This is a genomic window from Natronorubrum sediminis, assembly GCF_900108095.1.
Lineage (GTDB): Archaea > Halobacteriota > Halobacteria > Halobacteriales > Natrialbaceae > Natronorubrum > Natronorubrum sediminis.
Window position 1 is genome coordinate 603,326 of record NZ_FNWL01000001.1, and the last position, 16,122, is coordinate 619,447.

14 protein-coding genes are annotated in these 16,122 nt (G+C 61.8%); 5 read left to right on the top strand and 9 right to left on the bottom strand.

Annotated features, from left to right (window positions below):
- Positions 1-2 precede the first annotated feature (2 nt).
- The 5 genes from BLW62_RS02950 to BLW62_RS02970 all read right to left on the bottom strand — a co-directional run bounded on the left by BLW62_RS02950 (position 3) and on the right by BLW62_RS02970 (position 5,173).
- Entirely contained in the window at positions 3-1,004 is a 1,002-nt protein-coding gene (locus BLW62_RS02950) for an aminotransferase class IV (protein ID WP_090504941.1), read from the bottom strand.
- A complete protein-coding gene (locus tag BLW62_RS18910; protein ID WP_394328153.1) occupies positions 997-1,644 on the bottom strand; it encodes an anthranilate synthase component II in 648 nt (215 codons plus the stop codon). Before BLW62_RS18910 ends, BLW62_RS02950 begins: the two co-directional genes overlap by 8 nt.
- Complete coding sequence (pabB, locus tag BLW62_RS18915) at positions 1,628-3,277, bottom strand: aminodeoxychorismate synthase, component I (protein ID WP_090504944.1); 1,650 nt, start codon at positions 3,275-3,277, stop codon at positions 1,628-1,630. The genes BLW62_RS18910 and pabB overlap by 17 nt, the downstream gene beginning before the upstream one ends.
- Positions 3,278-3,432: 155 nt before the next feature.
- The gene (locus tag BLW62_RS02965; protein ID WP_090504948.1) at positions 3,433-4,224 is read right to left on the bottom strand and encodes a helix-hairpin-helix domain-containing protein; all 792 of its coding nucleotides are present in this window, start codon (positions 4,222-4,224) and stop codon (positions 3,433-3,435) included.
- A gap of 145 nt (positions 4,225-4,369) precedes the next feature.
- On the bottom strand, positions 4,370-5,173 hold the full coding sequence (locus tag BLW62_RS02970) for a shikimate dehydrogenase (RefSeq protein ID WP_090504951.1): 804 nt from the start codon (positions 5,171-5,173) through the stop codon (positions 4,370-4,372).
- Positions 5,174-5,358: 185 nt separating this feature from the next.
- Between BLW62_RS02970 and BLW62_RS02975 the strand changes: the two genes are divergently transcribed.
- Both BLW62_RS02975 and BLW62_RS02980 read left to right on the top strand, forming a co-directional pair.
- Positions 5,359-5,775: a universal stress protein gene (locus BLW62_RS02975; RefSeq protein WP_090504954.1), complete on the top strand. Its 417-nt coding sequence runs from the start codon at positions 5,359-5,361 to the stop codon at positions 5,773-5,775.
- A gap of 137 nt (positions 5,776-5,912) precedes the next feature.
- Complete coding sequence (locus BLW62_RS02980) at positions 5,913-6,857, top strand: calcium/sodium antiporter (RefSeq protein ID WP_090504957.1); 945 nt, start codon at positions 5,913-5,915, stop codon at positions 6,855-6,857.
- An 81-nt stretch (positions 6,858-6,938) separates the two neighbouring features.
- On the opposite strand, the gene BLW62_RS02985 is transcribed toward BLW62_RS02980, so the two are convergent.
- Positions 6,939-8,198: a DUF7344 domain-containing protein gene (locus BLW62_RS02985; RefSeq protein WP_090504960.1), complete on the bottom strand. Its 1,260-nt coding sequence runs from the start codon at positions 8,196-8,198 to the stop codon at positions 6,939-6,941.
- An 87-nt stretch (positions 8,199-8,285) separates the two neighbouring features.
- A complete protein-coding gene (locus BLW62_RS02990; RefSeq protein ID WP_090504963.1) occupies positions 8,286-10,775 on the bottom strand; it encodes a PAS domain S-box protein in 2,490 nt (829 codons plus the stop codon).
- 268 nt (positions 10,776-11,043) lie between these two features.
- Between BLW62_RS02990 and BLW62_RS02995 the strand changes: the two genes are divergently transcribed.
- The 3 genes from BLW62_RS02995 (at position 11,044) to BLW62_RS03005 (ending at position 14,264) form a co-directional block, all read left to right on the top strand.
- The gene (locus BLW62_RS02995) at positions 11,044-12,486 is read left to right on the top strand and encodes a D-aminoacyl-tRNA deacylase (RefSeq protein WP_090504966.1); all 1,443 of its coding nucleotides are present in this window, start codon (positions 11,044-11,046) and stop codon (positions 12,484-12,486) included.
- A 155-nt stretch (positions 12,487-12,641) separates the two neighbouring features.
- Positions 12,642-13,808: a cell division protein FtsZ gene (gene ftsZ / locus BLW62_RS03000; protein WP_090504969.1), complete on the top strand. Its 1,167-nt coding sequence runs from the start codon at positions 12,642-12,644 to the stop codon at positions 13,806-13,808.
- A gap of 171 nt (positions 13,809-13,979) precedes the next feature.
- Positions 13,980-14,264, top strand: a complete 285-nt coding sequence (locus BLW62_RS03005; protein ID WP_076578823.1) for an amphi-Trp domain-containing protein — start codon at positions 13,980-13,982, stop codon at positions 14,262-14,264.
- Between the two features lie 366 nt (positions 14,265-14,630).
- Here BLW62_RS03005 and BLW62_RS03010 read toward each other — a convergent pair whose 3' ends face one another.
- Both BLW62_RS03010 and BLW62_RS03015 read right to left on the bottom strand, forming a co-directional pair.
- A complete protein-coding gene (locus BLW62_RS03010; protein ID WP_090504972.1) occupies positions 14,631-15,158 on the bottom strand; it encodes a hypothetical protein in 528 nt (175 codons plus the stop codon).
- A 278-nt stretch (positions 15,159-15,436) separates the two neighbouring features.
- The gene (locus BLW62_RS03015; RefSeq protein ID WP_090504975.1) at positions 15,437-15,862 is read right to left on the bottom strand and encodes an EamA family transporter; all 426 of its coding nucleotides are present in this window, start codon (positions 15,860-15,862) and stop codon (positions 15,437-15,439) included.
- Positions 15,863-16,122 lie beyond the last annotated feature (260 nt).

Consider the following 16,122-nt stretch of genomic DNA (forward strand, 5'->3'; position numbering starts at 1 on the left):
GCTCACTTCTCGGCCGAATCGCCATAACACACCCGCTCGACGCGCTCGTCGTATCGCCTCGAGAGCAGGTCCGTGATCGGCCCACTGCCGATATCGTGTCCGTCGAGCGTCGCGATCGGTCTGAGTTCCCACGTTCGATTCGTCAAAAACGCTTCGTCGGCGTCGCGGACAGTGTCGACTTCGTAGGCCCCTTCTCGAACCGCAAGTCCCTCCTCGGTCGCTAACTCGAGGACGATACGTCGAGTGATGCCGGGCAGGACGTCTCGCTCCGTACTCGGCGTGTGGAGGACGCCGTCGCGGACGAAAAAGAGGGTACTCGTCGTCCCTTCCGTGACGTACCCCTCGAGATCGCGGACGAGCGCTTCGTCGGCGACGTCGGTTTCGCCGTCACGGTCGGACCGGAGCTCCACTCGAGCGAGGATGCCGGTGAGGTAGTTGTGCGTCTTCGCCGCGGCCGGAATCGACGCGTCAGGTACGGCTCGCGTTTCGACCGTCTGCACCGTCGCTGGCCCGTCCCAGACCGACGTGCTCTCGAGTCCGCCCCGCGGAAGCGGACTGGCGTAGACGACGACCGTCGGGTCGACTTCGGGGGCGGGGGTGAGTTTTCCCGGTTGGACGCCGCGAGTGATCGACAGCCGAACGGAGGCGTCTGCGAGTCCGTTCGCCTCGAGCGTCTCGTCGATTCTGCTCCGGAGGTCGGTCCCCGTGAGCCCGTGATCGAGTGCCAGCGCGTCGCAGGTCCGCTCGAGGCGCGCGAGGTGTGCGTCCCACTCGAAAATCGTACCGCCGTAGGCTCGCATGGTCTCGAACGCGCCGTCGCCGTAGCGAAAGCCGCGGTCGTCGACGCTGACCGTGGCCTCGTCTGCCGGGACGAGGTCGCCGTCGACGTGGTAGACGCGCTCTCGTTCTCGCTCTTGCTCTTGTTCGTGCCCTCGCTCGTGTTCGTGCCCTCGCTCGTGTTCGTGCACTCCCTCACTGCCCGCCTCGTCGTCTCGATCAGCCATGTCGTTCCTCCGTCGCGAGTCGGCAGAAGTTCTCGATCATTCGCTTGCCGACCTCGAGTGAGATATCGTCGTCACCCTCGTCTCGACGGCGCGTGAGGATGCTCTCGGGATGGAACTGAACGCCGACGTGTGGTTTCTCGCGGTGGCGAACCGCCATCACGACGCCGCGCTCGTCCGCCGTTCGCGCCGTTTCGACGAGTTCGTCCGGAAGTTCGTCGCGTTCGACCGCCAGCGAGTGATAGCGACCGACCTGGACGTCGGCGGGCAGTCCCTGGAAAATTCCTTCGCCGTCGTGGTTGATCGTGGATGGTTTGCCGTGAACGACTCGGTCGGCGTGGCCGACGGTCGATCCAGCGGCTGCACACAGCGCCTGGTGACCCAGACAGACGCCGAGGATGGGATACTCGGTTTCGCCGAACAAGGGAATCGAAATCCCCGCGTCCTGTGGCGTCCCAGGTCCCGGTGAGACGACGATGCCGGTCGGATCGATCGACTCCACGTCGGTTAGCGTGAGTTCGTCGTTCCGGTGGACTACGATCTCGTCGGCGACGGCACCGACGTACTGGACGAGATTGTAGACGAACGAGTCGTAGTTGTCGATCACGAGCAACCGGGTGCTGTGGTCACTCACGCGACTCACCACCGTCTGACTCGAGGGCCATCGCGGCTCGGTCGCCGAGTGCGTCGTCGACGGCCGAGAGCAGCGCGCGAGCCTTGGCGAGCGTCTCGTCGTACTCGAGTGAGGGATCCGAGTCGTGAACGATTCCGGCCCCCACGCGCAGGTGGTACTCCTCGCCGTGACGAACCAGCGTCCGGATAACGATGTTGAGCGTCGCTCGGCCGTCGAAGCCGAAGATACCGATACTCCCCGTGTATGGGCCTCGTTGGGTCGCCTCGAGTTCGTCGATAATCTCCATCGTGCGTGGCTTCGGCGCGCCGGTGATGGTCCCGCCGGGGAACACCGCGGCGACGGCGTCGGCCAGCGTTTCGTCGTCGCGCAACTCGCCGGTGACGTCCGAGACGAGGTGCATGACTGCCGAGTAGCGATCGATCCGGCGGTACTCCTCGACGTCGACGGAGCCGTACGCACAGACTTTTCCGAGGTCGTTTCGCTCGAGGTCGACCAACATCGCGTGCTCGGCGCGTTCTTTCTCGTCGCTGCGGAGTTCAGCCTCGAGTTCGGCGTCTTCCTCGGGGGTCTCCCCGCGTGCTCGCGTCCCCGCAATCGGCTCCGTTCTGACGAACGACCCATCGCGCTCGAGGAGCAACTCCGGGCTGGCACTCACCAGGTCGGTCGAGCGAAGCTCGAGCAATCCGGAGTATGGTGCCGGGTTCACCGCTCTGAGGGCGTCGTAGGCCGCGACGGGGTGGACGGCCGCGGGGGCGACCAGTCGCTGAGAGATGTTCGCCTGAAACGTGTCGCCGTCGCGGATGGACGATTTGACCTGCCGGACGCGTTCGGCGAACGCCTCGCGACCGCACTCGCTCTCGAAGGTCGCCGTCGGCGTGCTCGCAGGGGGCTCACCGACCGACGGTTCGCCCTCGAGTATTCGTTTCGCGAACGCGAGTGCCCGCGTTCGCCCTCGATCGTAGAGTTCCTCGAGTGTCGCCGTCGAGACCGGTTCGCTGGCTTCCCCGTGGACGGCCAACTCGTCAATTTCGAGTCGGGGACAGGCCGTAACACGGAGCGCCGTCTCCGACCCGTCCGACCCGTAGCCGTCTCGGTCCGGCGTGGCCTCCCACGATGCGAGACAGTCGTAGACGCCGACCTCAAGTCTGGGCAATCCTCGATCGTCGATCGCGGATTCGGGAAGCGACTCGAGTTCCCGGACGATGTCGTAGGAGAGCCACCCGATCGCTCCGCAGGGGTAGGGCACGCTACATTCGCCACGGACGAGCGTGTCGGGCTCGAGGAGTCCCTCGAGCGCGGCGAGCGTGGCCGACTCGTCCTGATGTGGCTCGCTCGAGTCGCCCTCAGTCGGCTGCGTCACCGTCTGTGCGTCGGGATGGACCGTGAGTCGATCGACCGGATCGACGCCGAAGTATCCCCAGCCGGGTTGTCCGCCGGTCGTCTCGAGAAACACCCCGTCGCGAGTTTCGTCACGTGCTCGACGGTAAGCGAGAAACGGATCGTCGACGGTCAGGCTGACCTCGATCGGGACTCGAATGTGCGTCGGGACGTTCGTCGCCGCGGTCGGCGCGTCTCGCTCGAGCCACTCGCTGAGGGCCGCTCGCACCGACTCGATGGACGTTTCGACGCGCGGCTCGCGCATGTCACTCGAGAGGGAGTGTACGCCTAATCGTTTTGCGGTTCGAGTGAGCGACACTCGTCGCGGACGTCAATGTTCGACAGAGACACTCGAATCGCGAGAAAATCCGAATCGCGGTAACGGTTCGGAGAGAGGTGGGTCAACAGCCGTCGACGGTACTATCTGACTTCTGCGCGGTCAATCCAGCCCTGAATTCGGGTTTCGGAGATGTCGGTGTCTTCCGAGAGGGCGGCTGGGTCAGCATCGGCGAGTTCGCCGACGGTTTCGACGCCGGCAGCGGTGAGCCTGTCGGCGTAGGCAGGGCCGATTCCCTTGATCGTATCGACCGGCTCCTGAGTGCCCGAATCGCCCTCGGATTCGGCCGACTCGTCCTCGCCAGCCGTCGATTCTGTCTCCGCCGACTCGTCGACCTCGGCAGCGTTCGGTTCTGCATCCTCGACGAGTTCCGTGGGGTCAGTTTCGTCCGCGTCGTCCGTCCCAGGGTCTGCGTCGGCTTCGACGTCATCGTCGGTTTGGTCGTCAACGTCGTGGAGACCATCATCGTCGGCCTCGTCAGCACCGTCAGCCTCGTCGCCGTCTTCGACCTCCGTTTCGCTTTCGACTGACTCGAGGACGTCTTCGTCGGTCGATTCTTCGATTTCCCCCTCCGGCGTCTCGTCTGCGGTAGACCCGTCCGGCGTCTTCTCGGCTTCGGGAACCGCGTCTTCCGAGACGGGGCCAGCGGCCTCAGCAGGCTCGGCTGCACCGTCGGCCTCCCTCGTGGGGTCGGTCATCGAATCGGTCGATGCCGCTGCGGTCGACTCCGCTGCGGCCGATTCGTCGACGCTATCCGTGGTGTGTTCGTCCGACCGTTCCCGTTCGACTGTGACGCCTACCTCTCGAGAATGCCCTCGCTCGGGGTCCGAGTCACCGAATCCCAGCAGCGATTTGAGCTTCTGCAGGATTGCCATTATCCGGATATAGTGGGTCCATCACTTAAATTCGTCTGATACGATCGTCGTGTCGCACGTCTTGTGGCGGTTCTCGGTGCCTAAACGGGACCGTCTTATCGAAATCGGGCGGAACGATAGCTGACTTACAAGAACGGTCGCTCCCTTACAATTGTGAGCGAAGCGCCTCGTTCATCGCGTCGACCGGCGCATCTCGCCCCGTCCACAACTCGAGGGCTTCGACGCCCTGGTAGAGTAACATCCACGCACCGTCGACCGTCGTCGCCCCGGCCTCGCGAGCGTCCTGAAGCAGTTGCGTTTCGAGTGGCTGGTAGACCGCGTCGAGGACGGCCAGATCACCGTGGAGGTGGGCTGGCGGAACCGGCGTCGCATCTTCTTTCATGCCGACGCTGGTTGCGTTGACCAGCACGTCGGCGTCTGCGACGATGCGCTCGAGCGAGTCGAGGCCGTACCCCGTCGCGTTCGGGACCTCGTCCGCGAGGTCGTGTGCCGTCGATTCGGTTCGGTTCGCGACGTCGACCGTCGCGCCTGCGTCTGCGAGTCCGAACGCGATCGCTCGACCGGCACCGCCTGCGCCGACGACGACGGCACGAGCGTCCGCGAGCGTCACGTCGTGATCTCGAAGCGCGCGCAAAGCGCCCGCCGCATCGGTGTTGTGTCCCGTCGGCGGCCCGGAGCCGGTGAAATCAATGGTGTTGACCGCGCCGATTCGGGTAGCCAACTCGTCCGCTTCGACGCACTCGAGGACGTCCTGTTTGAACGGAATCGTGACGTTCAGGCCCGCAATTCCGAGCGCCTTAGCTCCCTCGATCGCCGCACCGATCGCTTCCGGTTTGGGTTCGAACGTCACGTAGCGCGCCTCGAGCCCAAGTTCGTCGTAAGCAGCCTCGTGAAGCGGTGGCGACAACGAGTGGCCGACCGGGTTCCCGAGTAATCCGAATACGTCCATAGCTATGGAGATGCTCGGGTGTGAGGGCTCATAATCGATGTGACTTCTATCCGGATCTGCCGACACGTTCGTACGTGTACGGGCCGGGTGGCGTACACTCTCGAGCGCGTCGCCCGCGAACGAGACGCTCCGAAGGTATGGGAACATCCCGCACGCTTATACACCAACGCACCGTATCGGGAGGTATGCACATCCTCGTTCCACTCGATAACTCCGAGCCGGCACAGGAGGCACTCGAGCACGCCGTCAGCGAGTATTCGGATGCGGAGATTACGGTGTTGCACGTGATCAATCCCAACGTATCCATGTACGGCGAGGGCGGCGTCTACGCGTACGATTCGGTGATCGACTCCCGCAGGAAAGCCATCCAAAGCCAGTTTGACAAGGCACGAGAGGCGGCCGCAGCACACGACGTGTCGATTTCGACCGAGACGGTCGTCGGCAATCCGTCTCGAGAAATCGTCGCCTACGCGGACGAACACGACATCGACCACATCGTCATCGGCAGCCAGGGCCGCGACGGTGCGAGACGCGTGTTACTCGGAAGCGTCGCCGAACGCGTCGTTCGTCGCGCCCCGGTTCCGGTCACGATCGTCCGATAGACGCCGAACGATCGCTCACATCACGCAGTGTCAGGGACTGGGACGGACAGACGACGCGACGATCTCGAGGAGTCGAGTACGGTTCCGACAGCACGTTTCCGGGCTGTTTTTAGGCTACTTGCGTCTACGTAGGGACGATGCTCACCGGCACCCCGCTGGATATCGCCCTCCTCCTTGCCGGCGTCGTCGCGTTGTACGTCGGTGCCGAATTACTCGTCGCCGGTGCGGGCCGACTGGCGATGGGGATCGGTCTTCGCGCGGCGACCGTCGGCGTGACCGTCATCGCGTTCGCGACGACCGCCCCGGAACTGTTCGTCGCGACCATCGGTGCACTCGACGTCTCGAGCGATATCGGTCTCGGCGCGATCATCGGCTCGAACATCGCGAACATCGGGTTAGTTCTCGGCGTCGCCGCCCTCATCACGCCGTTGCAGATCGGTTCAGTCGTCATGCGCCGCCACGTTCCGTTTATGGTATTTGCAGCCGTGTTGGTCGTCGTTCTCGGCGTCGACGGGACCCTCAATCGCCTCGATGGGGTGATTTTACTTCTCGCTCTCGCCTGCTTCACTGGCTATCTTCTCTCGAGTACCGGGTCCGACACCCCGCCGATCACGGACGACCCTGCGGCTGGTTCGGGTGCCTCGGCATGGGACGTGGCGCTCGTCGTCGGCGGCTTGCTCGCGCTCGTCATCGGCTCGCGGTGGCTCATCTCGGGTGGAATCGGCTTACTCTCGGCGTTTGGCGTCTCCGAGTTCGTCATCGGGCTCACGGTTTTGGCCTTCGGGACCTCGTTACCCGAACTGGCCGCCTCAGTCGTCGGAGCCGTCCGCAACGAAACCGGCTTCGTCATCGGCAACATCGTCGGCTCGAACATCTACAACATTCTCGCCGTTCTCGGCATCGTCGCGCTCATCACGCCGATCGAGGTCGCCGCGAGCACGCTCAGATTCGAACTTCCCGTCTTGCTGGTCTTTACCCTCGGCGTCGTCGCGATGATGGGCAACGGCCGCGAACTGACGAGGCTCGACGGAATCGCACTCGTGATTGGGTACGTCGTCTTTCTCACGTTGCTCGCACTCTGAGGAAGCGTGTTCACCGGACGGAAGCGGTTGGCCGAGAAAAACAGTGTCGAGCTCCTGGTGTGATCTTTGCGACGCGGACGGCTACATCGGGAACGGCGTCGTCTGTCCCTCCCAGTCCTCGACGCTGCGTGACTCGAGTCTATCGAGGCGAGGACCGACGTGGTTACGGACGAGTCGTCCGAGCGCGTTGTCCGGCCCCTCGCCAGTGACTGCGCTCATAGTCGCGGTTCGGTCGGCTTCGTCGTCGACCGTGATGAGCATCACCTGTTCTCTGTCGGCGAGTACGACACAGCCGTGGTGAATACCGTCGACGGGGAAGTTGAGCCAGTCGAATTGGGGCTCACAGACCGTCGCTTGGGGGATGACCGAGCGAACGATGTCGCGAACGTCCCGTGAGCGCGAGCCGACGTAAATCTCGACGCCGCGCTCGGCAGCGTCCTGCCAGTGGTCGAGACACTGCTGTTGAAGCATCGAGGGGTCCGGAATCGAGACGAACAGTTCGTCGTCTGCACTGTCGGCGAGTTCGTCGCTTCGCTCGAGGACCGGTTCGCGCCCGTCGATCGTCCAGCAATTCGCCGTCGCGGAGGCACTCGCGCCGGGCTGGGTCGCCTCGCTCGCGTCGTCGGCAAACGGTTTCCGAGTCGGCTCGAGCGTCTCGGTGACCGTGCCGAGTGGACTCGTTGCGAGCCACTCCGAACGCCACTGCGGTGCATCGCTCGCGAGCGCGACGGTCTCGCTCGAGCGATCGAAATTCACGAGGCCGACGTCTGCGAGCGCGGGCAGGTGGTTGTGGACGAGCGCCGTTTCCATCGGCTGCCAGTCGTCTCGCTCGACGTCGACGAGTCTGGTCTCCTGTGTGCGCGCGACGAGCGTCACGGCCAGATCGGCCACAGGCACTCGCTGGTCCTGTTTTGCGAGGAACTGACAGACGCGACGACGCTGTTCGGACTGGACGGCGTCGAGGGTCCGATCGACCAGTTCTTCGTCGGCGGTCGACCCACCAGTGGGTTTCTCGAGCAGCCGAGTCACCCACTCGAGATCGAGAATTGGGTGGTCGGCGAGCGTGATTTGTTCGGTTTCCTCGGAGGTCTGCTTACGCACGAGTCCTGCTTCCACGAGTCGTGGAACGTGACAGTGAACGAGTTCGATGTGGGCCGTCCGAGCCTGCTCGTCGGTTACGACCGGCGAGTCGTGTTTCAGAACGGCGACTTCGGTTGCGGCTGTCTCTAGTGGGAGTGACTCAGCTCGTTTGTACAATGTCGAAAGCAAATATCGACGATTCGCGTCCGCGAGAATATCGAACGCGGTGGTCGTCCAGGGTGTCGATTGACAGGAGCTCATTATCGAATACAAACGATGAGCGTGGGAAAGAACTGTACCAGCGTGCTCTGGTATGACCTGGATATATGACGGTGGAATTGCGCGCAGTCATGCGAATTGCTCGTCTTCGGCGGCGGTGTTCGGATCGAAATACGCGCTGAGCAATTTCTCCTGTGCCACGCGTAGGTGCTGATGGAACGTTTGCCGGGCGATTCCGAGCTTTTCCGCGATTTCGCTCGCGTCGCTGTGGCGGGTCGGCCACTCGAAGTAGCCGCCATAGTACGCCGCCTCGAGCGCCGCTTGCTGTTTCGTCGTCAGTTCGCGCTCGACGTGGTTTCGGAAGTCACCGTGAGTCTCGACGGGCCGTTCGGCGGTCCGCTTCGAGACCAGTTGGGTGTCGGGGTACTTTGTCGTAATCGTGTCGACGAGTTCGCGAATGTTCACGTCTCGGCTGACCTGGACGACCGAACTCGAGTTGCCTTCGTCGACGACCTTCGAGCGCATTCGTGCGCCGTAGTCGGCGAGCAAGCCGGTGATCGTCGGCCCGCGAACGACGAGTTCCCAGTGGCTGTTACCGTCGGCAGTGTCGACGAGTCGGAACTCGGAAACCGAGTCGTGTTCATCGGCGATCGATTTCATCTCGTCGGGTTCGACGTCGCTGATCGTGACGTAATAGACGAACATGCGATCGGTTAACGGCAGCACGTGCTCTAAGGAGAGGTGGCAGTTCGCCCGCGCAGAAAGGTCGATACAGATGTCCTGTCTGTCGGTGGATTCGAACTCGAGTTCGACGACGGTATCCAGGTAGAGCAGCCGACGGATCGTCATCGCGTTGATCGCGTGACCAATCGTTCCGCCAAACTCCTGTAAGACCTCTCGTTCACGCTCGGAAAACGCCTCGGACTCGGCTGCAGCGACGACGAGTAAGCCGTACGACCGTCCGCTCGCGATAATCGGGACGACCGCGAGCGACCCGTAATCGTGCGTTCGGGCTGGTTCTCGCCACTCCTCGACGTCGTTCTCACGAAGGTGTTGGTAACACGAGACCGTTCCCGTTTCGAACGGTGTTTCATCATCGTCCCCGACGAGTGGGTCGACGAACGGCGAGAGAACGTCGTCGATCGAGTCCTCGGTGAGCCCCGCCCACGTCTGTGGCGTCCAGGAATGGTGGTCCGCGGGCCCGGTCGTATCGACCCGGCAGATGGCCGCGAATCGATAGGCGTCGGTCGCTTCGAACGCCTCGACGATCGCCGTCTCGATCTCGTCGCGCGTCTCTGCGGAGACCATCGTCTCGTCGACTGCACGGATCGTCGCGTTGAGGCGCTCGAGTCGCTCGAGTTCTCGTTCTCTGGCCTTTCGGTCGCTGATGTTCCGACCGATGCCCGTAAATCCGAGAACCGTCCCCCTATCGTCGGTGATTCGAGCGCTGTTGAACTCGTATGGGATGTACTCGCCCTGTTTCGTCATTACCCGACCCTCGGCGCTCACCCGTTCCCCGGCTTCCATGATCCGATCGATCGCGTCGCCAATATGCTCTCGATCGGGCGGTGCGATGAACTGAAGCGGGTGCATGCCCTCGAGTTCGTCGCCCTCGTACCCGGTGAGTTCCTCGTAGCGCTCGTTCCACTGAATGAGATTCCCGGCGACGTCGTAGGCGTACAACAGGTCCGGTTGGGCTTCGAAGATGCTCTCGGTCAACGCTTTCTCCTGTCTGAGCTCTCGCTCTCGAAACTTTCGGTCGCTAACATCTCGGCCGACACCGGTAAATCCGAGAATGTTACCGTCGGCGTCGCTGATCTGTGCGTTGTTGAACTCGTAGGGAATGCGCTCTCCGTCTTTCGTTCGAAGATCCGCCTCGATCGTGACCGCTTCAGTCTCCTCGAGAATACGGGAGATCGCGTCCGCGATTCGCTCCTGGTGCTCCGGCGCGATGAACTCGAGTGGGCCCATGTGTTCGAGTTCCTCGGTCGAGTATCTCGTGACCTCGGGAACGCGGTCGTTCCAGTCCACCAAGTTCCGGCGGGCGTCGAACGCGTAGATGATGTCCGGTTGCGCCTCGAAGACGCTCTTCATGAACGCGCGCTCTTCGGTTCGTTCTCGCTCGCGTTCGTGGAGTTGGGTCCGCTCGTTGACGAACACGACGTACCCCGAGAGTGTCGATTGCTCATCGCCCGCCGTTCCCGTCGAATCCGGCTGCTCGGCCACGCCCACGTCCCCGTTTCGAACGGTCGCGAGGACTTCGTGTACCCAGCGTCGATTTCCTTCTCCAGTGAGTCGCCAGCCGTCATCGACGGCTTTTCCGTCCGTTCTGGCTCGCTCGAGAAGCTGTGCTGGCTTGCCGCGCTTTCGAGCGTCAGCCGGGAAGAACGACTGATACGCCGTGCCGAGTGCAGTTTCCTCGTCGTACTCCATGAGTCTCGCTGCGGCGTCGTTCCAGCTGACGACGCGGCGTTCCGTATCGAGTAGCCAGACGGCGTGGTCGCTGATGAGACTGGTCAGTTGCCCCCCGTCGAGAGTGAACTCGGCAGGGAACTGATCGCTCGCTGTGGGTGCTGATTCGGCCGGATTGCTGTTTTGGTTAGACGGTGAGTCTGTCATAGGGAGTCAGCGGAGATCGAGTGATCGACAGTGCGTATCGTCAATCGGCACTGCGTCTACCAATGATACTTACGGCTAGTTCTAACGGCTGGGATAACAGAAAACCCTGTGGTAGCTGTTGCCAAGGGTTTATTACGGTATCTGGGGTGACCCGCGTTCGTCGCCCCCCTCACACTCCACGTGGCGTCAACACTCACCCACGCACCCGACAGTCGGCCAGCCACTCGAAACCGACGACGTTACCGGGACTCAGGCCAGCCACTCGAGTATGACCGACCTCGCTATCGTCGAGAGCCGGGCCGATCGCGCCTCGGTCCACATCTGCGAGCACCTGCGCGACCACCTCGAGTGGGACGCCCACGAAGACGACACACGGCCACCCGAAGCCGGCGGGGGCACCTACTACCGACTCGACGGTGTCGAACTCCGTTCGTTCGAGGAGTTACACCTCGACCTCGAGCGTCCCGCCGACGCGTTCGAGTGCGATCCCGACCTCCTCGTCTTCGCCTCCCGTCACTCCGGCGAGACGGGGGCGCTTTTGACTGGACACTTTACCGGAAACTTCGGGCCGGCGGAGTTCGGCGGCGAGCCAGACACCCTCGCCGCGGCCTGCCCAAACGCCCTCGCACACTTTCTGGACGCACTCGAGGCGTACGCCCCTGAGGGCTACGACGTCGGCATGGAGTGTACCCACCACGGACCGACCGACGTCGGCTGTCCCTCGCTGTTCGCGGAACTGGGCAGCGGCGACGAGCAGTGGGACGACCCCGACGCAGCAGCGGCGGTTGCCCGAGCCATTGCCGACCTTCGAGACAGTCAGCCCCACAATCCGCCCCGACTGGATGACGACGAGGAAGCGAGGGTCGATCACGGACACGTCGAGGAGAATCCGGACGCGAGCCACACTCACCCCGCGAAACGCCAGTTCGTCGGCTTCGGCGGCAACCACTACGCGCCACGGTTCGGCCGTATCGTCCGCGAGACGCCCTGGGCTGTCGGGCACATCGCCGCCGACTGGGCGCTCGAGGCGATGGACCATCCGAGCGCCCACGAGGACGTCCTCGAGGCGGCGTTCGAGACCAGCCGCGCGGACATCGCCGTTCTCGACGGCGAGTGGCCCGTCCTCGAGTCGACGCTCGAGGACCTCGGCTACCGAATCGTCAGCGAAACGTGGATCCGGTCTGTCAGAGATCGCTCGCTCGAGGTCGTCGACGCCGTCGAATCCGAACTCGGTGCCATCGACGAGGGCGTTCGCTTTGGCGACCATCGAACGCCGTCGTTCACTATCGCCGACTTGCCAGCGGACCTCGTCGATACCGCCGAGGGGATCGACGCCGAGCGCGTCCGGACGGTCGTCGAATCGCGAACCGTCGCGTTCGAAACCGACAACGGCGGCAGCCGAATCGGCTCGCGGATAGCCCTCCCTGTCGAGTCGGACAGCCACGACGAGGAGTCGAGTGGCCCTCCTCGCGTCTCGCTCGTCGAGGAACTCGCAGCCGTTCTCGAGGAGAAGTACGACAGCGTCACGCTCGAGGACGAGGGGGTCGTGGCCGAGCGAACGACGTTCGATCCCGAATTAGCCCACACACTCGGGATTCCCGAGGGGCCGAAGTTTGGCGCGCTGGCAGACGGCGAATCGATTACCGTCAACGGCGAGTCGATCGATCCCGAAACGGTACACTCACGCCAAATCGAACGATTCCCGTTGTAACCCACCGTATCCCGCGAGTAAGCCACGACTATCGGACCCGGCGTGGCGTTCACCGTCGACGTGTTCACAGACGGTAATCTCACGATACCTGTCAGACAGGTGTCTGACTAGTAGGGGAAAGGTAATTATGCTCCATCTACTAGTCTGGGCCAAGAATGGACTCCATCATCGACGAAGCTATCGACGAGGCCGAAAATGGGGAGCAAAACACCGCTCCCGACGACGCGTCTCCGCAGGATGGACACACCCAGGGAGACGGGGACGCGAACAAGACCGGGACGATGACCGACGACGAACTCGAGGACGTTCTCCAGGACCTCCAGACCGACATCACCGTCGTCGGCTGTGGCGGTGCCGGCGGGAACACCGTCAACCGAATGCACGAAGAGGGCATCCACGGCGCGAAACTCGTCGCCGCGAACACCGACGTTCAACACCTCGTCGAAATCGAAGCCGACACGAAGATTCTGATGGGCCAACAAAAGACCAGCGGCCGCGGCGCTGGCTCGCTCCCACAGGTCGGCGAGGAAGCCGCACTCGAGAGCCAACAGGACATCTACGATTCGATCGACGGCTCCGATATGGTCTTCGTCACGGCGGGGCTGGGTGGCGGAACCGGAACTGGTTCGGCCCCCGTCGTCGCCAAAGCCGCTCGTGAAGCCGGCGCGCTGACGATTTCGATCGTCACCACGCCCTTTACTGCCGAAGGTGAGGTCCGCCGAACTAACGCCGAAGCCGGCCTCGAGCGCCTGCGTGACGTGTCGGACACCGTCATCGTCGTCCCGAACGACCGCCTGCTCGACTCCGTCGGCAAACTGCCAGTCCGTCAGGCGTTCAAAGTGAGCGACGAAGTGCTGATGCGCTCCGTGAAGGGAATCACCGAACTCATCACGAAACCAGGCCTCGTCAACCTCGACTTCGCCGACGTTCGCACCGTCATGGAACGCGGTGGCGTCGCGATGATCGGTCTCGGGGAGTCCGACTCCGAAGCGAAAGCCGAAGACTCGGTCAAGACCGCGCTCCGGTCGCCGCTGCTCGACGTCGACATCTCCGGGGCGAGTTCCGCACTCGTCAACGTCACCGGTGGCAACGACATGGCAATCGAGGAAGCCGAAGGCGTCGTCGAAGAGATTTACGACCGGATCGACCCCGACGCCCGTATCATCTGGGGAACCTCGATCGACGAGCAACTCGAGGGCAGCATGCGGACGATGATCGTCGTCACCGGCGTCGAGTCGCCACAGATCTACGGTAAGCCCGACGGCGAGGCCGTCCAGCCCGAAGCGCCCGCACAGGGCGAAGACATCGACTTCGTCGACTGATTCGAAGGCGACTCGAGACCGATCGAGGGAAATCCAGCAAGCCCAGCAAACACGGGAGGAGTCCACGGTTCACCACTCGGTTCTCGTTTTCAACGACGTATTCACCACAAACCAAGCAGCGACGCAGTCACCACAGACGCAGTTATCAGCCTGGAGCACCAATGAGAGCCTATGCCAGAAGAAGTACTCTTCGAATCCGAGAGTCGCCAGCGTCGAGAAGATATCGCGTCGTATCTCCGAACGGTCGCCGACTCACTCGAGAACGGCGACGAACTCACGCTCAGTGCGGGCGATCAGTCCGTGACGATGGACCCACCAGCTCAGCCGACGTTCGAAGTCAAAGCCGAGCGGGAAGGTCCTACCGACGGCCCCGGCGAACTCAGTATCGAGTTCGAACTCGAGTGGGACGAGAACGGAAACGGTGACGGCGGTGACGGCGAGTTGACGATCGAGTAACGGAACCGGTCGACTTCTCGTCGAGAGGAACAACTGAAACAAGTTACACGCTGACCGTTGATGTAGGCGATTAGATGTGCACTGACTTGCAGTGGCTACGGTAGCAGTAGTCGGCCAATACGGTTTTGTTATCCAAATTTGAGTGTGAAATCCACGTTCAGTATAGGTCGAGTAGGTAACGGCGCAGCAATCGATTCATCCGATAGCTGTCAAGAGATGCTTGCTGAATATAGAGGGTGAGTGGAGCAATACGCCTTTGGTTAGTTCGATCTATCTCCACAGCAGCTTCCGATCAATAGGCCTATGAACTGAAACCAATCACAACAGTTCGTTACTCTTTTTCGCCTTCTTGATAGTACCGTCAGCTTATTCAACCCGGATCTCCCCCCGCATTGTGTCTGGGTGTTGCCGACAGACGTATTCGACTATTTCATCAGTCGCTTCGAATTCGAAGGTATCGTCCTCATTAGGGTCGTCGGTGACTTCGGTCTCATGCTCGTCGACGACTTCGTCATCCTCGTCGACGAGTTCGAGATTATGGGACGCATCATCGCCCTGTTCCCATCCTATCTCGTATTCTTCACCCTCTTCGAGGACGAGCGTGGGGTTCTCTTCTCCCTCTATTTCCTCAGGCTCCACGCCTATCCAACCAGCTGTCTCCCCTTCAAACATGATCGTGGTATCGGGTTCGATTTCGAATTCATCATCGGTGTCGGTATCGTCGCCCCGGTCGTGGTGGTCGTCTTCGTCATGATGATCATCGTGACGATCGTCATCGTGGTGATCGTCACCGGTAGCGGGTGCAATCATACCGAGTACACCCACTGTGACTGCGCTGGCTTTCACTACTGTTCGACGTGAGAGGCCGTCATCTATGGAGGTTCTATCAGTCATTGTCTTTCTTCCGTTCACTGCTGAGTTCTCAGCCGGGCAAATGCACGTCAACATACTACATATACTTCGTCTGTTCTGCCCGATTACATTCCATATTAAGTATGCGTCAATCTATGCTGCATTTGCGCCCTCTATTCAGCAAACTTCGTCCAAACTCCCGAATCGCTGTCAATAGAGGCCTGCTGCATACAGAGCGTGTCTGCAGTGTAGCGGGGTCTGTTCTTCAGCAACGACGATATGAACCAGTTATTAGTCTGATAGGAGGGTGAGCGGCTCGTTTATTGAGCTACGAGGACGACACCGACGCCCGCGAGCAGGAGCCCTGCGACTCTCGTTGTGGTGATTTCGTCTCCGAGCACAGCCATCCCAATGAACGCTGCGACGACAAAATACATGGCACCGAGAGTCGAGACGACCGTCGTTGAGCCACGTGAGAGGCCGATGTACATCGAGACGAAGCCAATTCCGGCGAACATTCCAGCTATGCCAGCAAGCGCCCCACCTCGTGGCGTGATGGCCAGTGAGGAACCTGACACGAAAACGTAGCCAACTGCAAGGATGGCTGCGACGAGATACGATATCGCGGCAGCCGTCGTCGGGTCGATGGATTCTGACGCAGCGTTCCCCACGACGATCCAGATCCCCCACGAGACCATCGTCAGTAACCCGAATGCTACAGCCGCATTTAGCTCTGGGACTTCCATCGGTTGTCGCTTCGTCCCTGTGTCGGTAAAAGACGCTGCTTGTAGCTATTCAGATCTAGGTAGAGGAACCAACTGCTAGTGACCGATTTGCCCTGTGTATTCAGCACGACCCCCTTAACACACCTAGATCCTGATAGAAAGGGTGCGTTAGGTTTCCAGATATAATTACTGAATCGCCCGATTCGGTTTCGAGTGTCTCTCTAAATAAAGAAATGGTGCCACCAGACTACTGATAGTCTTCGAGTCAGCGTACCGCCAGC

What these genes read in the sequence shown, in the direction of transcription:
- BLW62_RS03010 (WP_090504972.1), bottom strand. Translation starts at nt 15,158, where the DNA reads ATGACTGATAGAACCTCCATAGATGACGGCCTCTCACGTCGAACAGTA.
- BLW62_RS02950 (WP_090504941.1), bottom strand. Translation starts at nt 1,004, where the DNA reads ATGGCTGATCGAGACGACGAGGCGGGCAGTGAGGGAGTGCACGAACAC.
- pabB (WP_090504944.1), bottom strand. Translation starts at nt 3,277, where the DNA reads ATGCGCGAGCCGCGCGTCGAAACGTCCATCGAGTCGGTGCGAGCGGCC.
- BLW62_RS02970 (WP_090504951.1), bottom strand. Translation starts at nt 5,173, where the DNA reads ATGGACGTATTCGGATTACTCGGGAACCCGGTCGGCCACTCGTTGTCG.
- BLW62_RS02975 (WP_090504954.1), top strand. Translation starts at nt 5,359, where the DNA reads ATGCACATCCTCGTTCCACTCGATAACTCCGAGCCGGCACAGGAGGCA.
- BLW62_RS02985 (WP_090504960.1), bottom strand. Translation starts at nt 8,198, where the DNA reads ATGAGCTCCTGTCAATCGACACCCTGGACGACCACCGCGTTCGATATT.
- BLW62_RS02990 (WP_090504963.1), bottom strand. Translation starts at nt 10,775, where the DNA reads ATGACAGACTCACCGTCTAACCAAAACAGCAATCCGGCCGAATCAGCA.
- ftsZ (WP_090504969.1), top strand. Translation starts at nt 12,642, where the DNA reads ATGGACTCCATCATCGACGAAGCTATCGACGAGGCCGAAAATGGGGAG.
- BLW62_RS02980 (WP_090504957.1), top strand. Translation starts at nt 5,913, where the DNA reads ATGCTCACCGGCACCCCGCTGGATATCGCCCTCCTCCTTGCCGGCGTC.
- BLW62_RS02995 (WP_090504966.1), top strand. Translation starts at nt 11,044, where the DNA reads ATGACCGACCTCGCTATCGTCGAGAGCCGGGCCGATCGCGCCTCGGTC.
- BLW62_RS03015 (WP_090504975.1), bottom strand. Translation starts at nt 15,862, where the DNA reads ATGGAAGTCCCAGAGCTAAATGCGGCTGTAGCATTCGGGTTACTGACG.
- BLW62_RS03005 (WP_076578823.1), top strand. Translation starts at nt 13,980, where the DNA reads ATGCCAGAAGAAGTACTCTTCGAATCCGAGAGTCGCCAGCGTCGAGAA.
- BLW62_RS02965 (WP_090504948.1), bottom strand. Translation starts at nt 4,224, where the DNA reads ATGGCAATCCTGCAGAAGCTCAAATCGCTGCTGGGATTCGGTGACTCG.